This window comes from Saprospira grandis DSM 2844 (genome assembly GCF_000275825.1).
Taxonomy (GTDB): Bacteria; Bacteroidota; Bacteroidia; order Chitinophagales; family Saprospiraceae; genus Saprospira; species Saprospira grandis_A.
Genome location: NZ_JH719942.1, coordinates 2,801,928 through 2,825,460, shown reverse-complemented (window position 1 = coordinate 2,825,460; position 23,533 = coordinate 2,801,928). Strand labels below are relative to the sequence as shown.

Annotated in this window: 21 protein-coding genes; 12 read left to right on the top strand and 9 right to left on the bottom strand. The window is 42.1% G+C overall.

Annotated features, from left to right (window positions below; all coding sequences use genetic code 11):
* Positions 1-290: 290 nt before the first annotated feature.
* From SAPGRDRAFT_RS12965 to SAPGRDRAFT_RS12950, 4 genes are all read left to right on the top strand, one after another.
* Positions 291-1,097 carry a (Fe-S)-binding protein gene (locus SAPGRDRAFT_RS12965; protein WP_002659662.1) on the top strand — a complete coding sequence of 269 codons (807 nt, stop codon included), beginning with the start codon at positions 291-293 and terminating at the stop codon, positions 1,095-1,097.
* Positions 1,098-1,102: 5 nt separating this feature from the next.
* The gene (locus tag SAPGRDRAFT_RS12960; protein WP_002659661.1) at positions 1,103-1,585 is read left to right on the top strand and encodes a hypothetical protein; all 483 of its coding nucleotides are present in this window, start codon (positions 1,103-1,105) and stop codon (positions 1,583-1,585) included.
* 107 nt (positions 1,586-1,692) lie between these two features.
* A complete protein-coding gene (locus tag SAPGRDRAFT_RS12955) occupies positions 1,693-2,250 on the top strand; it encodes a thioredoxin family protein (RefSeq protein ID WP_002659660.1) in 558 nt (185 codons plus the stop codon).
* A gap of 4 nt (positions 2,251-2,254) precedes the next feature.
* Positions 2,255-3,055 (top strand): TraB/GumN family protein, encoded by an 801-nt coding sequence (locus SAPGRDRAFT_RS12950; RefSeq protein ID WP_002659659.1) that lies wholly within the window; start codon positions 2,255-2,257, stop codon positions 3,053-3,055.
* A gap of 7 nt (positions 3,056-3,062) precedes the next feature.
* Here the strand turns inward: SAPGRDRAFT_RS12950 and SAPGRDRAFT_RS12945 are convergent, their stop codons facing one another.
* Positions 3,063-4,196, bottom strand: a complete 1,134-nt coding sequence (locus SAPGRDRAFT_RS12945) for a hypothetical protein (protein ID WP_002659658.1) — start codon at positions 4,194-4,196, stop codon at positions 3,063-3,065.
* A 204-nt stretch (positions 4,197-4,400) separates the two neighbouring features.
* On the opposite strand from SAPGRDRAFT_RS12945, the gene SAPGRDRAFT_RS12940 reads away from it, so the two are divergent.
* Genes SAPGRDRAFT_RS12940 through SAPGRDRAFT_RS12925 form a run of 4 tightly spaced genes read left to right on the top strand, consistent with a single transcriptional unit; the run spans position 4,401 to position 7,842 of the window.
* On the top strand, positions 4,401-4,733 hold the full coding sequence (locus SAPGRDRAFT_RS12940) for a hypothetical protein (protein WP_002659657.1): 333 nt from the start codon (positions 4,401-4,403) through the stop codon (positions 4,731-4,733).
* A gap of 57 nt (positions 4,734-4,790) precedes the next feature.
* On the top strand, positions 4,791-5,498 hold the full coding sequence (locus SAPGRDRAFT_RS12935) for an SAM-dependent methyltransferase (RefSeq protein ID WP_002659656.1): 708 nt from the start codon (positions 4,791-4,793) through the stop codon (positions 5,496-5,498).
* Between the two features lie 12 nt (positions 5,499-5,510).
* Positions 5,511-6,908, top strand: a complete 1,398-nt coding sequence (locus tag SAPGRDRAFT_RS12930) for a M20/M25/M40 family metallo-hydrolase (RefSeq protein WP_002659655.1) — start codon at positions 5,511-5,513, stop codon at positions 6,906-6,908.
* The gene (locus SAPGRDRAFT_RS12925) at positions 6,895-7,842 is read left to right on the top strand and encodes a WD40/YVTN/BNR-like repeat-containing protein (RefSeq protein ID WP_002659654.1); all 948 of its coding nucleotides are present in this window, start codon (positions 6,895-6,897) and stop codon (positions 7,840-7,842) included. Before SAPGRDRAFT_RS12930 ends, SAPGRDRAFT_RS12925 begins: the two co-directional genes overlap by 14 nt.
* Here the strand turns inward: SAPGRDRAFT_RS12925 and SAPGRDRAFT_RS12920 are convergent.
* A complete protein-coding gene (locus SAPGRDRAFT_RS12920; protein WP_002659653.1) occupies positions 7,839-8,417 on the bottom strand; it encodes a hypothetical protein in 579 nt (192 codons plus the stop codon). The genes SAPGRDRAFT_RS12925 and SAPGRDRAFT_RS12920 overlap by 4 nt on opposite strands.
* A gap of 355 nt (positions 8,418-8,772) precedes the next feature.
* Here SAPGRDRAFT_RS12920 and SAPGRDRAFT_RS12915 point away from each other — a divergent pair, with 355 nt between their 5' ends.
* Both SAPGRDRAFT_RS12915 and mutL read left to right on the top strand, forming a co-directional pair.
* Positions 8,773-9,102, top strand: coding sequence for a hypothetical protein (locus tag SAPGRDRAFT_RS12915; protein ID WP_002659652.1), 330 nt, complete (start codon positions 8,773-8,775; stop codon positions 9,100-9,102).
* A gap of 20 nt (positions 9,103-9,122) precedes the next feature.
* Positions 9,123-10,988: a DNA mismatch repair endonuclease MutL gene (gene mutL, locus SAPGRDRAFT_RS12910; protein ID WP_002659651.1), complete on the top strand. Its 1,866-nt coding sequence runs from the start codon at positions 9,123-9,125 to the stop codon at positions 10,986-10,988.
* Between the two features lie 115 nt (positions 10,989-11,103).
* On the opposite strand, the gene SAPGRDRAFT_RS12905 is transcribed toward mutL, so the two are convergent.
* Positions 11,104-13,314, bottom strand: coding sequence for a GmrSD restriction endonuclease domain-containing protein (locus SAPGRDRAFT_RS12905; protein WP_002659650.1), 2,211 nt, complete (start codon positions 13,312-13,314; stop codon positions 11,104-11,106).
* The gene (locus SAPGRDRAFT_RS12900; protein WP_002659649.1) at positions 13,304-15,133 is read right to left on the bottom strand and encodes a DUF262 domain-containing protein; all 1,830 of its coding nucleotides are present in this window, start codon (positions 15,131-15,133) and stop codon (positions 13,304-13,306) included. Before SAPGRDRAFT_RS12900 ends, SAPGRDRAFT_RS12905 begins: the two co-directional genes overlap by 11 nt.
* A 1,087-nt stretch (positions 15,134-16,220) precedes the next feature.
* Here SAPGRDRAFT_RS12900 and SAPGRDRAFT_RS12895 point away from each other — a divergent pair.
* Positions 16,221-17,891, top strand: coding sequence for an ArnT family glycosyltransferase (locus tag SAPGRDRAFT_RS12895; RefSeq protein WP_002659648.1), 1,671 nt, complete (start codon positions 16,221-16,223; stop codon positions 17,889-17,891).
* A gap of 404 nt (positions 17,892-18,295) precedes the next feature.
* Here the strand turns inward: SAPGRDRAFT_RS12895 and SAPGRDRAFT_RS12885 are convergent, their stop codons facing one another.
* The 3 genes from SAPGRDRAFT_RS12885 to SAPGRDRAFT_RS12875 are packed head-to-tail and all read right to left on the bottom strand — an operon-like array spanning position 18,296 to position 21,597.
* The gene (locus SAPGRDRAFT_RS12885) at positions 18,296-19,207 is read right to left on the bottom strand and encodes a hypothetical protein (RefSeq protein WP_002659647.1); all 912 of its coding nucleotides are present in this window, start codon (positions 19,205-19,207) and stop codon (positions 18,296-18,298) included.
* A gap of 21 nt (positions 19,208-19,228) precedes the next feature.
* Positions 19,229-20,818: a DndE family protein gene (locus tag SAPGRDRAFT_RS12880; protein ID WP_002659646.1), complete on the bottom strand. Its 1,590-nt coding sequence runs from the start codon at positions 20,816-20,818 to the stop codon at positions 19,229-19,231.
* Complete coding sequence (locus SAPGRDRAFT_RS12875) at positions 20,815-21,597, bottom strand: hypothetical protein (RefSeq protein ID WP_037350226.1); 783 nt, start codon at positions 21,595-21,597, stop codon at positions 20,815-20,817. The genes SAPGRDRAFT_RS12880 and SAPGRDRAFT_RS12875 overlap by 4 nt, the downstream gene beginning before the upstream one ends.
* Before the next feature lie 280 nt (positions 21,598-21,877).
* Here SAPGRDRAFT_RS12875 and SAPGRDRAFT_RS12870 point away from each other — a divergent pair, with 280 nt between their 5' ends.
* Positions 21,878-22,693, top strand: a complete 816-nt coding sequence (locus SAPGRDRAFT_RS12870; RefSeq protein ID WP_002657728.1) for an IS5 family transposase — start codon at positions 21,878-21,880, stop codon at positions 22,691-22,693.
* On the opposite strand, the gene SAPGRDRAFT_RS12865 is transcribed toward SAPGRDRAFT_RS12870, so the two are convergent.
* Together SAPGRDRAFT_RS12865 and SAPGRDRAFT_RS23120 are read right to left on the bottom strand one after the other, a co-directional pair.
* Positions 22,690-23,268 carry a hypothetical protein gene (locus SAPGRDRAFT_RS12865; protein WP_037350224.1) on the bottom strand — a complete coding sequence of 193 codons (579 nt, stop codon included), beginning with the start codon at positions 23,266-23,268 and terminating at the stop codon, positions 22,690-22,692. The two genes, SAPGRDRAFT_RS12870 and SAPGRDRAFT_RS12865, sit on opposite strands and share 4 nt — an antisense overlap.
* Before the next feature lie 84 nt (positions 23,269-23,352).
* The coding region (locus SAPGRDRAFT_RS23120; RefSeq protein ID WP_037350223.1) for a hypothetical protein at positions 23,353-23,533 on the bottom strand (181 nt) is incomplete at its 5' end.

The following is a 23,533-nucleotide window of genomic DNA, read 5'->3' as shown; positions in this document are numbered from 1 at the left end:
TTAAACGGGATTTAAACGGGATTTAAACGGGATTTAAACGGGAAACTAATACAAATCATTGAAAATCAGAAGTGTAAGCCTCGTTTAATTTGGTTTAAAAAAATTTAATTTAATCGACTTAGCTATTTTTAAAGGGTAGAAATTTAAGCCTCAGGAATCGACTAATTAGTCAACTAATCAAAACATTTTTACACAAAGTGCTGTATTTTACTAGAAAATTAGGGTATAATCATCCGATATTTTCATATATAGGCAAAGCAAAAATCAGAACCACCAAATATCAATGATAAATGTCTACTAAAAAGAAACTACATATTCCCATCTTGGCCGATATGGCTGCTGCGGGCCAAGAGCCCGAAGTCCTTTTTTGGGTAGGTTGCGCAGGCAGCTTTGACGATAGAGCCAAAAAAGTAACTGTTGCTTTTAGCAAGCTGCTTTCGGCGGCGGGAGTAGAATTTGCCATTTTGGGCAAAGAAGAGAGTTGTACTGGAGACCCTGCTCGCCGGGCTGGGAACGAGTTCATCTTTCAGATGCAAGCCATGCAAAACATCGAAACGCTCAAGATGTATAATGTGAAGAAGATCGTGACGACTTGTCCGCACTGCTTCAATATTTTAAAAAATGAGTATCCCGTTTTGGGTCTAGAAGGCGTAGAGGTGTTGCACCACACGCAGCTCATTCAAAACCTATTGGCGGAAGGTAAATTGACTGTAGAAGGCGGTAGTTTTGCAGGTAAGACCCTTACTTATCATGACTCTTGCTACTTGGGCCGCGCCAATGATATTTATGAAGCGCCTAGAGCTATTTTGGAAAAAATTGATGGCCAATTGACTGAAATGCAACGTTCTCGCTCTAAGGGACTTTGCTGTGGAGCTGGTGGAGCTCAGATGTTCAAGGAAAATGAGCCTGGTGATAAGCGAATTAATATGGAGCGGGCCGAAGAAGTTATTGCTACAGGGGCCGACTATGTTACGGCCAACTGTCCGTTCTGCATTACTATGCTTCAGGATGGACTCAAAGCAGAAAATGACAAGCGCCAAAGTCCTATTATGGTCCTCGACCTTTCTGAAATGATTGTAGAAGCCAATAAACTGTAAGCCTTATGGCCAATTTTGATGCCTTTTCGCCCAATAGCCGACTTTGGATTTATCAGGGCCAGCGCCCTTTTACTGCAGAAGAACAGGCAGAATGGAACCCCAAACTACAAGCCTTTGCCAGCGCTTGGTTGAGCCACCAAAGACAACTTAAAGCTTGGGGCGGAATTTTACAGGATTACTTTGTGGTCCTGATGGTCGATGAAGAACAAGCCGATGCTAGTGGCTGTTCTATTGACAAATCTGTTGCTTTTATGAAGGAGATGAGCCAAGCTACTGGCCAAGACCTTTTTGAGCGGATGTTCTTTCTCTACCGCAATGAAGCGGGCCAAATTGAAGGGCTGCCCTCTACTGATTTTGCCGCAGCCTTTGCCGAAGGTAAAATCAAAGCGGATAGCCCCGTTTTCAATAATTTGGTCCAAACTAAAGCCGAACTAGAAAGCAAATGGGAAATTCCCCTAGCAGAGAGTTGGCATAAGAATTTTGTTTAGGGTTTATTTAATCCTTAGCCCTTAAACAAATGCAGCCCTCTCCGCTTTTAAGAGAGAAGAACATCTAAAACTGAAGTGGAGCTTACTCCCTTCACAAAAAAAGAATTATGGCACTTACGCATTCTAATATGCTCCCCCTAGGCAGCTCAGCTCCAGCTTTTCAACTGCCCGATACCGTTTCGGGCCAACCGAAAAGCCTAAGCGAACTGCAATCTGATCAAGGCACCCTAGTCTTTTTTATTTGTAATCACTGCCCTTATGTCATCCATATCTTGCCTGAGCTCAAACGCCTAGCCCAAGACTATCAAGCTAAAGGAATTAGCTTGATCGCCATTAGCTCCAATGATGTAGAAAACTACCCAGATGATTCTCCCGAAAAGATGAAGGAACTGGCCCAAGAAGAAGGCTGGGACTTTCCCTACCTCTATGATGAAGACCAAAGCGTAGCCAAAGCCTATGATGCCGCCTGTACGCCCGATTTCTACCTCTTTGATGGGGAAGCAAAACTGGCCTACCGTGGCCGTCTAGATAATTCTCGCCCCAATAGCGGAACGCCACTAACTGGCGCAGATTTAAGAGCCGCCCTAGATGCTGTACTCGCTAAACAAAGCGTTAGCGAAACACAATATCCTAGCGCCGGCTGTGGTATTAAATGGAAAAAATAACCCTATGCATCAAGCATTTTTATGGGAAATAAAGCAGGGAGGCCAAGTGCCTCCCTCTTTTGTCTTGGGCAGTATGCACAGTACCGACCAAAGAGTCTTTGGCGGACTAGAACAACTGACCTCTTTGCTTAAAGAGGTGGATTACTTTGCCCTAGAGTTTGATAGCCAAACCCTAAATGAAGAACAACAGCTTCAACTGCATTTGGCCCAACAACTTCCCCAAGGACAAGAACTTTCAGACTTGGTTTCGCCTAGCATTTGGCGCAAACTCCAACAACTCTTTACTCAAGAACTAGGCATGCCCTTTTTGCTGGACCAATTGGTCCATAGCCGCCCTATGATCATCCCTCAGTTCTATAACCAATGGAAAAGCGCCAAGGATTATCCCATCGCCCTAGACCATTATCTCTTGCAGTTGGCCCAAACAGAAGAATTGCAAATTGAAAATCTAGAGACCTTTGAAGAAATGCTCTCGGTTTTTGAAAACCTGCCCCTCCCCCCACAAATTTGGGCCCTCAAAAAATTTGCCTGCCAAAGAGGCAAACAATGGAAAAAGTTTCAGCAAAGTCTAGACGCTTATGCCGCAAATAATCTGCCCTACCTCCTCAAACAACAACAAAAGGTTTCGGGCAAAAGCAGAAAAGTCATCCTCCTCCAACGCAACCAAACCATTTTGCCCCGTATGCAAAAACTCATGGAAAAAGGCCCTAGCCTAATGGTCCTTGGCCTCTATCACCTGATTGGCAGCCAAGGGCTGTTGCGCAGCCTCAAACAAAAAGGCTATTTAGTACGCCCTTTGTTTTAACTCCCCCCTACTCTAACTTCTCTAAGCCCCCAAATTCTGCCTGCCCCTGGGCCAACATAGCCTTGCGTGCCGATAATTCTACTTTCTCCGATTTTTGCAAACAAGAGAAGTCCGCCGCCAAAATAGCTTGGAGCTCCGCCAAAACTTCTTCCCGACTCAACCAGTAGTGCTCCGTCAAAAAAATATCATCCAATAGCTTTTGCTTAAAAGGATCTAAGGCTTCCTCTAAGTTCAAATCGCTCTGATAAAGCGCATCCAGTCGCTCAAAAAGGGCCAAATGCTGCCCCCGCCCCAATAAGCTGTATTCCCGATTTTCTTCCAATAAGGCAATGCTCCAACTCCCCAAAGAATAACCCAAACTGTCTAAAGGATAGGCCGCATAAAAAAACTCCACCAATTGGTCATCTAAACTGTCTGCCGTCTGCCCAGCCAACTTCCCCCAATATCTATAATCCCGATAAAGCTGATATTCGGTTTTGGGGGCCGGCAAATAGACCAAATAACCCGGCAATACATGCTGCAACCAAAAGAAATTCGCCAAACTATCTGCCGAACTTAAAGCCAAGGCCTCATTCACCCGCTCTTCCAAAGCCATTTCTAAGTTCCCCCCCTTTTTATACATCATCCGAAAAGCCGGCAAACTCCGAATTTCCGCCGCCTCCCGCTGATATTGCTTGACCTCCGCAGCCAACTCATCGCCAAAAAAGAAGTATAAACGACGATCTAACCAAAGCCGCCGCAAATCCTCCGAGGGTAGACTGTCAAAACTCAAACAACCCCCAAATAACCAGCCCTTATAGCCATCCGCCGCCTCTACTTCTAGCCAAGGCTCCCTATGGTCCACCCCCTCTAAACGGATCAAACTTTCGGCCTTGCTCATCCGCCCCAAATACCGAAAACTACTGCCTTTATGGTAGCTTCGCAAGCTCTTTGCCCCCCAATCTGGCGCCGCTTTCAACTCTCCTTCTCGACTGCTCAGACTCAGGCTGGCTCCCCGCCCATCCGTCGATATATACAAACTGCTGTCTGCGGTTTTGGGCGCTTTTTCTGGCCCTTCTACAAGCGGTTCTTGGGCTTGCTCTACAGTACAAGCAAGCAACAACAAACAGATAATCAAGGATGTAGCAAAATGTATTTTCATCTTTTTTTATTTTGGGGCTGCCCCGCCCTGCGGGCGGGTCGGGCTGTGTCAGGGCTCGCAGGTCTGCTCGGCCCTTCGCAAAAAAGCTGCGCTTTTTTGCTCGGTCTGGCCCTGCGGGCCACCCTTATCCATCCCTCAGCCGAGGGCTAGCCGCCAAGCACTTTAGCCTAAAATTTTTAGGCCGGCAATAAAAAAGATAATACAATGAAACATTACATTGGTATTCATATCTCTGCAGATGAGTTCCATTATTGCATACCTTCAACAGTTAAAGGTAATAAAATAGAGCCGTCTTGCGAAAACAACCCTGTAGCAATTGCTCAATTTATCAAAAGAAGCATTGGGCTAGGCACAATCCGCTTATGCCCACTAAGAAAATCAATATGGCTATTTGTCATAAAGCCCTATCAAGATAGCTTTCTGTCCAAGCATCCTTATGCTCAGTTTTCTGCACAAAGCATCCCTCAACCACCGCCCAAGCCCCAAAGCTTGGCCCTGCAGCAAAAGAGTTCTGCCGCTTTTAGCCCTCTGTTTTAAGAATTTGACGGACTTCCGTATCTTGTAGGCATTAAACTATCTCAACCCTCTGCCTTTATGCCGGCTAAATTATACCTTATTCCCGTCCCTTTGGGCCCCTCCGATTATTTACCTGTCCCACAACAAGTGATTCAAGTGGTGCATAGTTTGGACCATTTTATTGTGGAGCGAGGCAAAACCGCCCGCCGCTTTCTCAAGAATTGGAAAACCCCCATCCCCTTTCAAGAAATGACCTTTTTTGAACTCAACAAACGCACCGACCTAGCCGAACTGCCCTCTTTCTTAGAACCCGCCCTCAAGATGGGCAAAAGCATCGGCCTGATGTCTGAAGCAGGATGCCCCGGCGTGGCCGACCCCGGCGCCGCCGTTATCGAAATGGCCCATGCCAAAGGCATCGAGGTGGTCCCCTTAGTTGGCCCCTCCTCTATCCTATTGGCCCTTATGGCCTCTGGCTTCAATGGCCAATGCTTTGGCTTCGAAGGCTATCTGCCCATCAAAAAAGGAGATCGCCAAAGAAAAATTAAACAGCTCTATGCCCAATCTAAAAAAGAAGGCCGTAGCCAAATCTTTATCGAAACGCCTTACCGCAATATGGCCATGCTAGAGGACCTTTTGGCCCAATTACCCAAGCATTGCCGACTTTGCGTGGCCGCAGATATTAGCCTGCCCAGCCAATATATTAAAAGCCAAACTGTAGCCGAATGGAAAAAAGGAGAACTACCCGAACTCCATAAACGGCCTACCGTATTTCTTTTTCTTGCCTAAATTCTCCACATTATGCGCTCCCTTTTTGCTCTTTTCCTCTGCTCTCTTTTTTTATCTGGCCCAAAGGCATCTTGCCAAACCGGAGATGAGGAAGTAGAACAGGTTGCTCAATTCTTTGATCATGTTTTGACCCAGGGACAATGTTACCCATGGTTGCACTACCTCTGCAAAGAAGTAGGCCATAGAGTAGCAGGCTCTGCCGCTGGCGCCGCCGCCGTAGAATACAGCCAGCAAATTCTAGATAGTATTGGCTGCGATAAGGTCTGGACCCAAGAGGTGGAGGTCCGCCACTGGAGCCGTGGAAACATAGAAAAATGTAAAGTGGTCCAATCTAATACTCTAGGCGATTTGGAACTCTCTGTGGTGGCCTTGGGCTACTCGGCCCCCACCCCAAATTTGGGCCTAAGGGCAGAAGTCATCGAGGTGAAATCCGTAGACGAGCTGCGCAAACTGCCCAGTAGCCAAGTTAGAGGTAAGTTTGTCTTTTTTAATGGGCCTATGGACCCCAAAAAGATCAATACGTTTCACGCTTATGGGGCCGCAGGCTCACAACGGACCTCTGGACCAAAAGTGGCCGCCCAAAAAGGAGCCCTGGGCGCCCTAGTTCGCTCTCTTACCCTCAAAAATGATGATGTTCCCCACTCTGGCGTGACCATTTTTCAACAAGAAAAGCCAATTCCTGCCGCAGCCCTAGGGATCCAAAGCGCCGATAAACTATCGGCCCTTTTGGCCCAAGAACCCAAGGCCAAGGTTTTGCTCGAGCTAAATTGCCAAGATTTGGGCAAGCGAAAAACCTATAACGTAATTGGCGAAATTAAGGGCTCGGTCTATCCCGATGAGATTATTGTCGTTGGCGGCCATCTCGACTCTTGGGATTTGGGCGAAGGGGCCCATGATGATGGAGCCGGCTGTGTGCATGCTATGCAGGTCCTGCATAGCTTTAAAGCCCTAGGCATTCGGCCCAAACATACAATTCGCTGCGTGCTTTTTGCCAATGAAGAAAGTGGCCTAGCGGGTGGCCGAAAATATGCTGCCGAAGCCCAGCGCAAAGGCGAAAAACACATTGCCGCTATTGAATCTGATGGAGGTGGACATGCCCCTAGAGGCTTTGCCATGGATGCCCTGCCTCATATTCTAAAACCCGCCTATGCCAAGGCCCAAAACTGGAGAAGTTTGGTTGCCCCTTATGGCTTTTATGAACTCACTACCGGAGGTTCTGGGGCCGATATTAGTCCCCTCAAAAAGTTGGGTGTAGTCCTTTTTGGCTTTCGTCCCGACTCTCAACGTTATTTTGACTATCACCACTCTAGAACTGATGTTTTTGAAAATGTGCATCGCAGAGAACTAGAACTAGGCGCCGCCGGTATTGCCGCCTGGGTATACCTGATTGATAAATATGGCCTACAATAAATTTCTACTTTTTTTGCTCGGCTTGAGCTGCTTGGCCTGCCAAAAGGTAGCGCCCATAGAACGGCCCATGACGCAATGGCTGGCCCCCAATCAATTGCCCGTAAATAGTCTATTGCTTCATGGCGATAGCCTATATATTGGTTTGGGCAACCTTTTTGACCAAGGAGGAGTTTGGGCCACCGCCTTAGATAGCCCTAGTTGGGATAGCTTGCTCCTGCTCGATCATGCCGTACGAGATTTACAATGGCTAGAAGACCGACTATATGCCTACCCCATTGGCAACACGGTTTATTATCGAGCAGGCGGAATTTGGTCGGGCCTCTATATGCCTGGCTGGGAGTTTTTTTCTGCGGGCCATTTCTTTTCTGACTCTGCGGGTATTCTCGTTGCTGGCGAAAATCTGGGCCAGGGGCGCATCCATCGCCTAAGGGGCAATGGAGAATTCCCCAACCTACTACAAGCCGATAGCTTTTTGCACAGCTTTAGCGATTTGGCGGGTCGGCCCAATGGCCAAGCCCTAGCCGTTGGTTATGGCCTGATCTTAAAAACAGAGGATCATGGTCAAAACTGGACCCCCATGCCGCCCCAAGGCAACTACTTTAGGGCCATCAGTTGGCCAGACAGCCTAAACGCCTTTGTAGCGGGCGATTATGGCAGTGTTTATAAAACCGAAGATGGCGGAGAAAGCTGGCAAAAGCTGCTGTCTGGCCGCACCATGAGCCCCAAATACCGCTGGCGCTCTATTTTGGCCCTAGACCAAAACCGTCTGGCCGTAGGGGGAAAAGATGGGGCCCTGCTCCTCTCTCATGATGGCGGAGAAAACTGGCAAAAACTGGCTGGTTTGGAGGGCGAAGAAATTCTATCCTTGGCCCATGACGGGCAGTTTTGGTATTTGGGTACGGCCCAGGGGCATATTTGGAGATTTAGCGATTAGTCTCGTTTTTTCAGGCCCTTATTCACTTCATGCATGGCCTCTATAAAGTCAATACTTTGCTGTGCATACTGCAACAGCCATTTCTTTTTCTTGCGGCCGGGCAAATGCTTTAAAATATAGAGATTTAGCTCAAGTTGGGCCAGCATATATTCTCGGTCCAGCTCTGGTATATGGCTGCGTCCGAGCAGCTTACAAAACTCTGCTTGTTCTGCTTCAGGAGAGAGCACCGCATTGTCATGATAGGGCAAGCAGTCTAAAATGGCAAGCCGTAGCTCAATGAGCAGCAGTAATTCTTTGCTAGCCGCTAGTTTTTTGCTAGTGGTTTTGGCTTTATTATAGGCCTTGATTGCTTTTTGGGATCGGCGATTAAAGGACTTGATTTTGGCCCTAATTTCTGGCTTTTCGGCACAAATATGATAGGCATGGGCCCGACTGACCAAATGTGCAATCATGGCCTCGGAGGCCTTGGCGAGCCGACTATCGGCGGCGATGACCTCTGCAGGAAGGCTTTGGCCCAAAAGAGGAAGGGCAGCAAAAAGCAAGAAGAAAAGAACATAAAAAGAAGGCAATTTCATAACTGTCGTTTTTGTCGTAAATAACTTAATAACAATAGGGTAAGTTTTTATTTTTAGAATTGCCAGTTTTCTGTCTAAATAATCTTATTATTTATGGCTGGGAGGCCCAGAGCGAAGCTGGGGCATTTGGCCTAGCGATGTGCAAGGGTGGCCGTCAGGCCAGACCGAGGCGGCAAAGCCGCCGAAGGGCCGAGCGAATAGCGAGCCCTGAAACGTAGCGCCGCAGCTTTGCTGCGGAGGCCCCAAAAAAAACAGAAGAAAAAGCTAAAATCACTTTAGATATTAAGAGAATTGCCAAAGCTTTTTAGTTTAAGATAAGTTCGTTATCTTCATTCCAATTAATAGAGGAACCATTATGCTTAAATTCTTCAAACTAGGGGGGCATCAGCCTCGTGGATTTGGTTATCAGCCGCGTTTTTATGATGCGGAAAAAGAGGCCTTGGAGAACCGCGTACGTGCAGCGGAAGGCCGAAAGACGGGAAATATTGACCGCGAAGTGACTAAAATGCGCATTCGTGAAGAGCTTCGTTTGGCCAGAGAGATTGCCAAGCGGGAGCATCGTGGGCTTTGGTCTGGTGGTATTTTGCGTCTATTAATTATCTTGGGCATCTTGACGGCTGCGGCCTATGCGGCCCTAGAGCGCTGGTTGCCCGGCTTGCTTAACTTTTGGTTTCCCAATTCCTAGTTTCTTAATTTATATTCCTTATGGCAGACCTTATTCGCCTGTTGCCCGACCATATTGCCAACCAAATTGCCGCCGGAGAGGTGGTGCAACGGCCCGCTTCTGTGGTAAAAGAATTGATGGAAAATGCCATTGATGCCGGGGCGCAAAACATTCGGCTAATCATTAATGATGCGGGAAAAACCCTCATTCAGTTGGTTGATGACGGCATTGGGATGAGTGAGACCGATGCTCGGATGAGTTTTGAGCGGCATGCGACCTCTAAGATTCAGAAGGCAGAAGACCTTTTTAATCTGCATACGATGGGCTTTCGGGGGGAGGCGCTGGCCTCTATATCGGCGGTGGCCCAGGTAGAAATGCGGACCAAAAAGCGGGGTGAGGAACTGGGCGTTCGTCTACAAGTAGAGGGGTCTGAGCTGATCTCGCAAGAGCCTTGTCAGGCGGCAGCGGGGACCAGTATTTCGGTCAAGAACCTCTTTTACAACATTCCTGCTAGACGCAACTTCCTCAAGTCTGATAAGGTAGAGTTTAAGCATATTCTCGATGAGTTTCAGCAGATTGCCATTGCTCATCCCGATATCTTTTTTGCCTTGCACCACAATGGCCAAAAGCAGTTTCATCTGCCTGCTAGCAACCTCAAACAGCGGATTATTCAGGTATTGGGGAAGAAGTACGCCCAAGCCTTGATTCCTATTGCGGAGGAGACGGATATTATTAAGATTTGGGGTTATGTGGGCAAGCCCGATTTTGCCCGCAAGATGCGTGGTGATCAGTATTTCTACGTCAATCAGCGCTATATCAAAAGTAATTATTTGCAGCATGCGCTTTTTCAGGCCTATGAGGACCTCTTGCCGCAAAAGATGTATCCGCTTTATGTGGTTTTCTTTGAGCTAGATCCGGCCAAAATTGATGTGAATGTCCATCCTAGCAAACAAGAAATTAAGTTTGAGGATGAGCGCCTGATCTATAACTACCTCCGTGTGTGTACCCGCCATGCTTTGGCCCAGCATCATGTGACGCCCAGCATTGATTTTGATCAGGAATCGAGCATTAGTAAGCAATTGGAGCGGGAACAGATGGAAAAACAGCAGCTATTTTCCAATAAGACGAGCAGCTCAAAGTCTACAACTAGCGGTGGTGGCGGCGGTTATCGTCCGCCTCAAAAAACAGAGCAGGAGAAAAACAATCTGGCGCATTGGGAGAAGCTCTATGCGGGCCTAGAAGATGAGGAAGAAGAACAACAGCCCCTACCCTCCAAGTTGTCTACCCAAAGCCCGCTTTTTGAACAGGAAGAAGAAGAGACCCTGCAAATGGGCCAAGGCCCCAAACAAGAGCTCTTTTATTTGGGCCAAGGCTATATGATTAGCCCATTAAGAGCAGGTTATTTATTGATTCATCAGCAGACCGCCCTAGAGCGCATCCTCTATGATGATTATTTGCAGCGGCTAGAACATAAGCGGCTGGTCCAACAACACAGCCTCTTCCCCATTAGTGTGAGCCTAAATTTGCGCGATGCCAAGCTCTTACAAGAGCTGCTGCCCGAACTCAAGAAAATGGGCTTTGAGCTGGTCCCCATGGGCGAAACTACCTTTGTGATCTCTTCGGTGCCCGCCTATTTAGAGCAGTTGGGCGAAGAAGATGGCTGGCTAGAAGAAATCTTAGAGCAATATCAATTGGGCCAATCGCTCTCGCTTTCCTTTGAGCAAAATATGGCCAGATCCATGGCTATGCGCATGGCCAAACAACAACCCAAGCGGCTGAGCCCCATGGAAATGCAAGCCCTAATTGATCGACTCTTTGCCTGCCAAAATCCAGAGCGATCGCCTAGAGGTCGCCGCTGCTTTATTCGCTACAATTTTGAAGAACTCGATAGCCGTTTTGAGTCTTAATACAAAGAGGGCGGTTGGTTTTAACCAACCGCCCTCTTTGTACAGTCTGGGGGCTAAGCAATAACTGGCAAATTTCATTCAGCTACAGTCTAGCCTATAATTAGAGAACAACTATTTATTTAGACGCCCAAGTAATGAGGCGGCCAAAGTATTTTGTTTTGGGGATGTAGTGATCTTGCAACCATATTCCATTTGTATGTCCTCTACGCCATCGCGTCTTATAGTATTGATAAATTCTATTATTATTAAAAAGAGAAACAGCATCAGGTACTTCTTCTTGATAGTAAACCCCAAAATTCCGCCCATTCCATCTCCACTGATTAAGAATATTTTGGTGTAAAATATAATAAAGGTACAATTGATATTTAAGAGTAGTTTCAGCTCTTAAGTTATCCGCATTAAGATATCTTTGCTTAATAAAGTCTTTTCTTTTATTTATAAGAAATTCATCTAAAGTAAGACCTTTAGCTAATTTTCTATCTTCAGTAAAGCTTAAAAAGTCATCCGATTTGTACCATTTTTGGTCGTAATAGACTCGATGCTCATTTTCATGATAAACCCCTGTTGGTAATAAATCGCCCCATATTTCTTCCTCGGAATGAATTAGCTCTTTATAAGAATCTAAAATTTTTTTGAAAGAAGGTAAAAAATCAGCATCACTTGTTGTAGAATTATTTACAAATTCAATTAAGTGGTTAATTTTACCCTCTACTTGTTTTATATCTTCGGCCTCCCAAAATAAAGCTTCTAATTCTCTTCTCTTAGAAGAGGTTTTATATTTTTCAAACTTTATTTTTTCTTCAGAATCAAGAATAGTCTTAGACACCTCATCCGTCAAGCCAATAATGTCTGATACATCTGCATTAACTGCTAACTTATCGACTATTTCAATAGCATTTATAGTCAGCTTACGTGCTGATTTTTTAATGGTAGTATCTCTGCTCAAATTGAAGAAAAATCTTATTAGTCGAAATAAATTGGGGGCGTTTATTTTCTCATTAGCTTCTAGGACTCTGCTGCAGTAATGTAAGACTGGCAATAGTTGAAAACATTCTATTTGGGAAATAGTACCTTTAGTTGGAGACAGGCAGTCAGTCTTTAAAAGATCAAAGTTAGAATAACCACTATATTTAGATTTCAAAAGCTCAACATCTAAATTAAAATCTTCAAACAAATAGCATAAAACCTTATAATACAAGTAAATTTCTTGAAGGGATAAGTAATTGACATCTAGCTTTTTTACTGTATCCCATTGAATTACATCTTCAATTGAGTTCTCTGATAAAGCCTCTTTTTTTTCTTTATCCAGCCTCACAGACATTTTGATGATTTGAACCCAGCGTAAAAACTCATTAAAGCCATTGTCTGCACTAGAGTTCAAGGATTTTTTATTCCTCCTTTTCCAAAAAAAGTCTTGCCATTCTTCCCATTTTTCACTCCATTCTATAGCTTCTTTAGGAGATAGCGGTTCAAAAAGCTTAGCTCGGATTGTTTCATTATCAGCTAATTCTTGCCCTCGAGAATTCATGGTAATATACAGTTCTTCTCCCTGTGAAGATTCTTCTGTTTTAAAATGCCAAAATTTGATATTGTCCTTAACAAAGTCAAAATAGTTTGTTTTGTCATCTTTGAAGTGTTGATGAATAATAGGAAAGGCTCCTCTTCTTGATTTATCTTCTGAATACCCTACGATTGATTGAACGGTTACATCATTTTGATAATTTGCTAAGAACCAATTCTTATCTTTTAGTTCAAGAAGGTCTTCTAGTGTTTGGGTATAACTTAGTAAGTCAATGATGAAATGATGCGTTAACGTTCTTACTCGATAATCAAAGGCGATTTTCTCCAAAGAAGAATTAAAACGAAAAAGATCCAAGAAATCATTTAATCTATTTTCTTTCAAACCGAAATAGAACAAAATCAAGAACAAAGTAGTGAATCGTTGTTGCCCATCAATAAGATAAACATCTTCATCTCTATCATTGTTAATATAATAGCTTGGTTTATAAGAGTATAGGAACCCAATGTTAATGCTATTGTTTTTAATGCTGTCCGATTTAAGTGTTTCTACGGATTCTAAAAGAACATTTCGAGTATTATCGTCCGCACTTTTAGCCAATTCAAGGAGTGTTTGGATTTTTGTATCCATATTAAAGGTTCTAGATATATTGTTGCGCCCTTCTTTTATGTCAGATAGGAATATATCCAAAATTTCATATTCATTATTACCCCAGACATATTCTCTTTGAATTTCTGGAACAACTAAGTCATATCTCTCTATTAATCTTGTAATGGAAACTTCTTCCATAGATTTTTTATTGGTCATCTGTCTCTGTTTTGAAAAAGTTTTGAATGGTTTGGGTAATTTTTATAGCATTGGCTTCTATATCTTGATTCGTCCAATAGTCCAAATCTTTATTTTCATGTAGTTCATTATTAAAGTACCTCACAAACACTTTAAAAGTATGGGGCTGAATGAAATGCCCTTTATTGAAGTATTCAACAACTCTTGCCCTTTTATAAGTATATGCTTTATTTCCCAAACTTCTATTTAAGGAAGAATATAATAAAACAAGGTTTCCTATAGAGTTAATTTTAATAGCGGAAATATGTTCCTCAATGAAATTATCTACGTTAAGCAAGTACTTTTCATCTTCTTTTTTTGAGTCAAAATTAGCTAGATCGAATTGCTTCTCTTTGGGAACAATATGAGTATTGAGAAAATGGATGTAATCTTTTTTCTTATTGATCTCGGCAGGGTTTTGAGGGAAAATATGCTCAATGTCATTATTCGCTTTTGTAAAGGCTGTATGAGGTAGGAAAGCCTGTCCCTCAAACTGGGAACAGTGAATCACATCCATAAGAACTAGAATTTTCACCGAGGTCTTGTCTTTATCATCGTACCAATTTATTTCCATATTGGTAAAATCTAAAGCTCCCTCATCTTTTTTGATGAGCCTTCTCATTTTCTTTTTTAAGAGTATCTTGAAAGTAGATCGAGTTTTGCTTGATTTCCAAATTTCCCAAATTTTATAAAAGCTGATTCCACCTTTATTTTTTGGACGATTATCATTAAAAAATAAAAAGCCCAAATAGTGATATAATCCCCTATCTTCAAACCAATCTTTTAGGCTGTTATTGAGTTCTAAAAGCTCTTTATATAATGCTATAGCATTATTATTATAACGCTCAATTAACTCTAAGGTGAGTTCACTTTCCCCTTGTTTTTCAGCAAATAATAAATACAATAAGTTAATGGGATATTTATTTTCTTTAAAAAGTTTGTTCCCTATTCCAGCTTCTTCGGATTTAATACTAATAAATTGAGTAAAATAGTTTTTTACCTCCTCTCTACTCCACCAATTATTGATTTGATCAAGCTGCCAACCTATTTTTACTCGCTTCTCATTGACTCGGACAATATTCTTTATATCTCCTTCTCTTTCCCCTTCTTCTTTTGCTACACGAGTAATAATAATGGCTCGAACTAAATCTGCACCATCTAACGGTACTCTTTTAGAATTTAGATTGCCAAAAATTTTTTCTTCACTAATATTGCCTTCTTTATCAATTTTGTTAATAATTATTTTTACATGGTTTAAAATTTTATCACTAAATTTAGATTTATCTTTATTATTAGATAACTTCTTTTTTTCAAACCAACTTTCAATAGCTTTGTATGCCCCAAATAGGTGGTAGATATCTTGACGATCATAGTATTGTCTTGTTAGAATAAAATCTTCCCAAGAGGAGTTTGGAAATACAGACTCCTCCTTAGTGACTATCTCTTTTAAGAAATCATTGGTATAACGTCGAATAGAATGTTTAGGAAATCTAAGCTTGTCCTTAACAAGATTTTTATCTCCTAAGTAAGACAATAGAAGCACTAAAGTTGTCAGTCTTTGTTGACCATCAACAACATTAAAACAAGTACCCTCTGGAACAAGTGTAATATTTTGTAAACAGTAAAACTTTGCTCCCTCTGGTTCAAATCGATGGATGTCATCAAGCAATTTATCCACTTGTTTAGACGTCCATTTGTAACCTCTCTGATATAGGGGGATGTAATAATCTACTTTCTTAAAGGCAGAAAGGTATCCTTCTTTTTGAAAAACTTCTTTTATCGTATATAATAATTGGCCCATGGGTAATTTGTTTAGTAAAATGACCTCTTTTTTTTACAAGTCCTAAGTTACACCTTTTTATCCCTAAAAAATATACCCAACCCCCTAGGCTAATTAAAAAAACAGCATCCCCTCAGCCGAGGGGATTTTCTGTTCCACTAGGCTCCATCAGCAAACAAGGGCTTTAGCCCGCCAGTTTGCATAGCCCAGCAACCATGGGCTTCAGCCCATGGCCATAAAACAACTCCACACAAAAAATTCAGGGGTAAAAACAATTGCTGTGATTAGCGCCCTGGGCTGAAGCCCAGAGTTGTAAACTTGAGCGAACTGACGGAGAAAGTCCTTGTTCGCTTTTTCAGACAGCCCTCTGCGAGGGCCTTTAGATAAGCCCCTTCTTTGCTATAATGATTAAGCCAAGCCCTATATTTTAGTATTTGAGGCCCTTTAGGGCCGACTCCATTGGATTAGCCTGGGGGCTTGTCCCTAGGCGATGATTAGCCGCTCCAATCTTACTCATTAGGAGCCGAGGGTTTTAACCCTGGGCTCCTTTTTTATCATCCCTATTGGCCACCCACTTGCTGTAGGTTTTAACCTACAGGTCCTTAAAAATGAATACTTTAGTTATTAGGAATTGTTAAACCTCTGGGTTAAAACCCACAGCCCTTTTCTGCGCCTAGGGACAAGCCCCTAGGCTAGCTTTTTCAGGCAGCCCTCTAAAGAGGGCCTTTGATTCAGCCCCTTCTTTGCTATAATGATGGAGCCAAGCCCTATATTTTAGCAGTTGAGGCCCTCGTCAGGGCTGACTCCATTGGATTAGCCTAGGGGCTTGTCCCTAGGCGATGATTGACTGCTCCAACCTTACTCATTAGGAGCCGAGGGTTTTAACCCTACAGGTCTTTTGAATTACTATAATACCTCTGGGTTGAAACCCACAGCCAGACAACAAAAACCAACCTACATCCATAGCGTGGAGGGTTGAAACCCTCCACAGCTTTTAACTTGCCCTGCGGACCGTTTTTGCTAGCCGAGGGTTTTCCCCCACAGCAATCTATATCTTCTTTTTTTCTTCTGCCCTTCACTGCTTACCTTTGGCCCAAGAACAAGCAGCATGAAATCACTTCTCTCCTATTTGGGCCTTAGCGCCCTGCTCTCGCTCCTGTTGTTGGGGCATTATTTCTTTGGCTATTATGGTCACTATGGCTATGATGATGTCATGGGCTATATGTATCAGGCCGCTCAATTGGTACAAGGGCAGTTTCATTTAGGCGACGACCACTATGCCTATCGCTGGGGGACGATCTTCCCCACGGCCCTCTCCTATGCCCTTTTTGGCATCAATGATTTTGCGGGGGCCCTGCCCGCCATGCTCATCACGGGCGCTACGGCTCTACTGATCTTTTGGAGCTTGGGGGGCCGTTGGAAAGGGGCCGGCATCTGGGGCGTTCTGCTCTTTTTCTTCAATGAATGGAGCCTATTTTATTCGGATAAGGTCATGCCCGATATTCTAGTCGCTTTAGGGACCCTAGGCCTTTTTCTCTGTCTTTGGCGACTCCGCTTTAGGCGGCAGGCTGGTCCAAGCTGGCCCTATGCCCTGAGCTTTAGCCTGATTTTACTCTATTCTTTTTGGGCCAAAGAGACTATTATCTTATCCTTGCCGGTCTTTTTTGTCTTCTTTCTTTTAGATCTTTACCGCCGCCAATATCTCGCCTTTTGGACTTGGGCGATTGGCTTTTCGATCCTCTTTTTTGCCCTTTATTTTGGGGTGATTTATGGACAAACAGGCAGTTTCCTCTATCGCTTCAAAGCGATCGAGCTGGGCAGTTATTTTAATCCCTGCAGCTACGACCAACTCCCGATTTCCCATTTACTAGAGCGCATTAGCTATGGTTTGGGCCTTTTATTTCTTCGCAGCGGTTTGCTGCCTGTTTTGGGCATGGGCCTAGGCAGTCTCTTTTTCCTAAAAGGCAGGCTCTGGAAAATAGACAGCGAGTCTGCCTTTTGGAGCCTTAGCTTGGGCCTCAGTGTTTTTTCGGCCTATTTCATGACGATTTCTTATAAGGCTTATGTGCCCATGTGCGGCACGGATGTCCGTCACTTTTTATATTTGGCCCCCTTGGCCGCCATTGCCGCCGCCCCTTATTTACAGGCCTTTTGGCAGCGCAAGCAGTATGCGTTTGGACTACTACTGCCCTTATGGTTTTGGACCGGCCTGGCCTATTGGCTGGACTATGGCAATGCCCTATCTATTGGGGGCTGGGCCTTGGCGCTTTCGCTTTTTGCGCTTTCTCCCCAGCGCTTGATGGTTGGGGCAAGGGCGCTCTCTATCTCGCTATTTATTTTGGCTTTGGCCTACCCCACTTACCAAAGTATGCAATATGCCCAAACCCAAGGCTATATCGAACAGCGGGAACTAATCCTGCGGCATTTCTCTCCCGATCAGCAGCAGGCGGCCATAGTCATTAGCAATCCTGTACAGCGCAATTTTGGCGAATACTATATGCAGTTTCCCCCCCAATCTCAGGTCCTTTTTTGGGACTACCAGCAGGCGGCGCAAGAACAGCCCCAGCCCAATACCCGCTATTATTTATTGCTCAATGGCTTTAGTCGCTATCAAAGCAATACTAGCTGGGAGGAGCTCCCCCCTTTGGTACAGGCCTATTATCAGGACCAAAAACAACTTCCCCTAAAACTAATCGATAGCCAAAAAGAGGGGGCTATTCTCCTCCTCGAAATCACTGCTCCCGCAGCGGCTTGGCCCCAATTGCTTTTCCCCCAATAGGGCTTGCTGCTAGTTAATGTAAATATATACTGGATGCTATTATTTTGGGGCGTTACTCCTTTCAGTCGTCGAACTGCAGACTAAAGTCTTTGTTGTCGCTGCGGCTTCGCCTTGCGGCGCTACGTTTACTCCCTTGGGTCGTCGAAGACGAACTAAAGTTCTTGTTGTCGCAGCTCGATGTTGTTTTGGGGCCTCCGCCTCCCTTCGGTCGTCGGCGCTACGTTTCGCAGCTCGCAGGTCTGCTCGGCCCTTCGGCAGCTTCGCTGCCTTGGTCTGGCCCTGCGGGCCACTGCTGCACATCGCTAGGCCTTGGCCTTCGGCCATAGCGGCTTCGCCGCTTGAGGATCTGGTAATACCATAATAAAAAAGACCAAAAGGTAGTCCCTCTTGGTCTTTTCCGAAAGTTAATCTAAATCTGTTCCAAAGCTATAAAGCTTTTTCTTATCCTCTAATATATCTAATGAGCTTAAAAACTTCTTCCTAAGTTTAACATGTGTGTTATTATAAGGAGCTTGATGATACTCTAAAACAGTAACCTCTTCTGAAGTAATCTGAGTCTCCTCTCTAGACTTTATTTTTAAATATTTGTCATCATCTATTCCCAAAACTAAGATTCCAATATTAAAATGTTCTGCATAAAGCTTCAAATCTGTTGAGTCTAGTTTAGAAATCCATTCTTCAGGATAAAGGAATGCAAAATAGGATCGATTGGAGAATCTTGTATGAGCTATTGCCTCAAAAATCCATTGCTCCCATTGATCTTCAAATAATTTAGCCTCTATTGTTGTTATTTCTAGTTCTGTAGCTCCGTAAAGCTCTTCAATGCTTAATGCGACTAAATCAGGGTTTCCCCACTTTCCATTTGCGCGATAAGCAGAAATATCCGCCACTCGATCATAATTCTTCTTAAAAAGCCACTCTTTTAATATTGGATACAAGTCTTTTTCCTGAATTGCAGCCCTTGTTGCTTCTGAATTATTTAAAGCAATATCATTTTCTAACTCTTCAAGTTTTGTTACCAGTTCATTTAAGAAATAGCCTTGTCTATGTCCTGGGCAAATAATTTTTGTATGTTGGTCACTAGATATTCTTGATAAGTAAACAACAAAAGTATTTTTAGATATATCTGGTAAATTTGGTTCTTTTTCTAGTAGCTGCCGATATATTTCATAAATTTCTGAAGATGACATTTTATTTTCAATACTTGTTGCTTCACAAGATTCTAAAATAACTTCTCCAATTCTACCTACTTGTTCTAGCTTAGCTAAGGTTCCTACCTCTTCTAAAAGAGCTTCTGTATTTATTTTTGTACTCATTATGTTATATAGTTTTATTAGTTACTTACTTCGTTGCCAATACATATTTATATCTAACAAAGTGGGTGCTTCCACTGAAATGATTCCTCGACCACTACCTAAATTATTCAAGGCTGTTTTTAAAGGAGCCGAGTTTGCTGGAGTCCCTAAAAATGACTTAGCTGTTTTTAGGTCTTTGCTCTGAACATTGAGGAGAATTGGAATTTTAACTTGTGAAGCAAAATCAAACTCCTTTTGCTTGTACTCTTGTACACCTTGAGAAATCATAACAACAATAACACCTTTAGAACGAATCATTCTCAGTAAGTCTTCTAAGACTGAAGCCATATTTTTCTGCTTAAGATAAGCGTGTGCTTCGTCTATAACAACGACATATCTTATTGGCTTAACCCTGTCTGAAGAAGCAACAACATCATCACAAGCAATGAACTTATTCTTGATGTAATTAAGAATAAGGAAGACTGAAGCCTGCCGAACTACATCTGGTAATGTTGGTGGTAGGTTGATATAAGTATTTTGATTTAGTAGTGTTTCACCAGAGCTACACTCACTCTTAAAAATACTTTCAGACAACTCCCTAACAATACTAGTAAGCGTATCCTCTTTGCTATTTGATAAAGAGTAGTAGTCTTCTAAATGAGAGTATACATTCTCAATAGTTGGTATTTCTCCAGAGGTTGCCATTTCATCAAATGCGTTCTTAATAGCAATTTCCAAACTATTCCTTTGCTTTACCCCAATTCTCTTATCGATAGAAGCAATCGTATCTCTAAAAGTTTTGATATGGTAATTTCGCTCTCTTTCATTTGAGATATTGATAAATCCTAAAGGATTAAAATCAAATGCTTCCTTTTGTATATCTATAAAACTACAGTTGGTTTCATCAAGGAATGACTTTAGTTTTCCTCCATCTCCCTCTCCTTTATAGTCAAAGAATACATATTTAACGGTCCCTTCTGATTGCTTGTTAATTTGATAGAGAATATCCTTAACAAGTTCTGTTTTTCCAGAACCATTCATACCAGCTACAGCAAAATGTTGGCTATCAAATTTATTTTCATCGTTAATTCTTAGAACTACAGGTTCTCCACTTTCTGAGTCCTTACCTAGCTCAACCTTTATCAACCCATTGAAAGCAAGCGGTTTATAGGAGCTTTTTATAGTTTGAGACTCCCCTATAAACTCTGTTGGATTTACTAAGCTTAGGCCATTGTTAATGATGCTTAATAGTAAATCAATATGTGCATTCCTACCTTGATTATTTTCTAAAATCTCTCTATTCAAAACATCTAAGCCATGATCCATATGAAGTTTGATCAACTTAGTAAATTCATCTTCATCAAGCTTTCGACTATAATGCTGATTTAGTATGACTCTATATATTGAATCATTGGTAGTTCTATTAAACTCACCTAAAAGGGTGTCAGGATACTCTTTTCCCTTATTATCTGCAGGAGCGTCAAGTTCCTCCTGAGAAAAGAATTTGTTAAGCTGTATACTGTAAGCTATTGCAATTTGAGCAATAACCTTTTCATCTTTAAACCCAAACCTATGCTTGGTTAGATTATATACAACCTGTTTATTTCTTTCTGCTGTCTTTATTCGGTTCATGCGTCAGTATGTTCAAAATAACCTTCAAGAATTTCTGTCTTACCATCTGTGTGTTGTAGACGATAAGTCTTAGCTACATTTTCTTTGATTTTTTCAAAATCAGTTGTTCTAATCTCTGTATCAGTAGAGAAAATAATCACTTGATCAGAAATTGATGGATAATAATGCTCTAGAATATTATTTCTATGCTCTTGGTCTAAACGCCCCAAGGGAGTATCAATAAGCATTGGCAAACTATGCACTGATTCTGATAAAATTGCCTTAAGCAATGCTGATATGTATAATTGCTGCTCTCCTTTTGACATATCTGAGGCTTGGCTTATTTCTTTACCAGACTTGTCAAATAGCTTAACCTCTAAACCAAACTGGGGTAAAATATTGACCTCTACTCGATAGATAAAAGCCTTTTTCTGGAATAAATTTTTAAGTTCTGTCAAAAGCTTTTCTTCTAGTACTTTTGCCTTGATAGCCTTTTGCTCCTTAATGAAAGCACGTAGCGTTTTTTCATAGCGCTTAACAACTTCTAGTTTTTTCTCTACAGCTTCGGACTTCTGAACCTTATTTAAGGTTGCTTTGATTTCCGCCTTAATCTCTTTTTGCTTAAACTCAAGACTGTGAAGTTCACTATCTCGAGCCCCCAAAGTTCTATTGTACTCTGCTTTGATATTTTCAGCCTCTTGTTTCTTCTGCCTAAAGTCCTTAACAAAAGCATCTTTTGAAGCAGACTCTGCAAATTTCAGCTGTTTTTGAGCCTCTTGGTAGTCATTATTGGCTCTCATATAGCTATTAAAAATAGCCTCAAAAGTACTTTTAGAGTTGCCCTGAATAAACTGAAATACTTGCCGAATATGCTTTATTTCAGATTTATCAAGATCATGTTCAAAAGCAATTTCTATGTCTAAGTTTTCAGAGCTATTTTCTAGCTGTCCAAGTAAATCCTTTGCCTTATTATAGAGCTTGTTTAAATTTTTTAGTCAGCAGCTAGACTAAGGCAAAAAAAAATGCTGCAAAGCGCTTATTATTGTTGATTACGACAAAAACAAAAAAAGGCTTTGCAACATGGTTGTGAATTTATCAAAAGAATTTATTACGGAAAAAATATTAGCATTTTTTCCCGAAAAAAAATTGGCTCGAAAAACCAAAGCGCCTCTGTGGCAAATTGTTAAAGCGATAATTTATAGGCTTAAAACAGGTTGTCAGTGGAGAGAATTACCGATACAATCTTTTTTTGACGAAGTTCTAATTTGCTGGCAAACAGTATATTACTACTTCAATAGCTGGTCCGAGTCTGGTATTTGGCAAAAAGTGTGGATCCAATTTCTAGCCCATGAAAAATCTTGTTTAGATTTATCTAGTATACAGCTTGACGGAAGTCATACCCCAGCGAAAAGAGGGGGCGAAGCTGTGGGTTATCAGGGCCGAAAAAAGTCCAAAACCACAAATGCTCTCTTTCTCACAGATAAAAATGGGCTGCCAATCGCTATGTCTCCGCCTTTTGCGGGAAACCATAATGATTTGTTTGAAATCGAGAGTCATTTCCAAAAAATGCTTGCCGATCTGCAGCTTTCAGACATCTCTCCTGATGGTTTATTTATGAATGCTGATGCAGGGTTTGATAGCAAAAAACTTAGAGAAAACTGCCAAAAAATGGGCATTATCCCTAATATTGACCACAACAAAAGAAATAGAAAAAAAGCTTATTATCAAGATATTATAGATGAGGAACTTTACAAAGAACGCTTTTCTGTTGAGCGAACTAACGCATGGATTGACGCATTCAAAATTTTACTCATTCGTTTTGAAAGAAAAGCCGACAACTGGGCGAGTCTACACTATTTAGCCTTTATACTTATTTTCCTAAAACGAAATTTTTAAACAAACTCATAATAAAAAAATCTTTGCTCTATGTTAATATCATCATCTTCTGGCATCAATGGAGCTTGACCAAAAAGCTTATCTGTAAATTCTTTTGTTTTCTCAGCAATTGCATTTTTCTCTATTACTGCATTCTGAATTTGTTCCTCCTTATCAATATGTTCGCAAGCCTCAGCTAATTTATGAGCAATAATAGATAGAGGTATTAGCTCTGTGGCATTATTAAAACGTGTAGAGGCTTTTTCTAACTCAACATTTAACTGTTGTTCCTTTTCCCGAAGCTCATCAATATTTTCACCAAGAGATCCATGTCCTCGTCGAATTAGCTCATTAGTATATAGACTAATATCCTCCTCTAACTCTGATACTTTTTCTTCAATATTACTCCGCTCCTTTTTTATCTCTTTGATTTGAAGCTTAACCTTAGCTAGTTCTGCCTCAAGGTTGGTAATGCTTAATTTAACATCATTACTGGCTACAGCTTTCTGCTCAATCCCTTTATAAATATCTAAATCTGCTAGTAGATGTTCATATGTATCTAGCCCTAATATTTGACCAAAAGCCTTATTGATCAATAAAGCCTGATCCTTTGGTTTTAACGAGGCTATTTCTGCTATTTTTCTGCATCAAAAAGACAAACTTTGCTATTTCTAAAGGCACTAGATATTGATTAACAAAATATGTTTTTCATCATCAGTTGATAGCAGAGACATCTCTTCTCCATCAACAAGAACTGTAAATGTCTCTTTAGCTGTCTTGACATTGTAATCACGAATAAGCTTTATATCTGCTTTCTTATCCTCCTCTCCTGTTGAACTAAATGAGATATTGGTTAAGTCA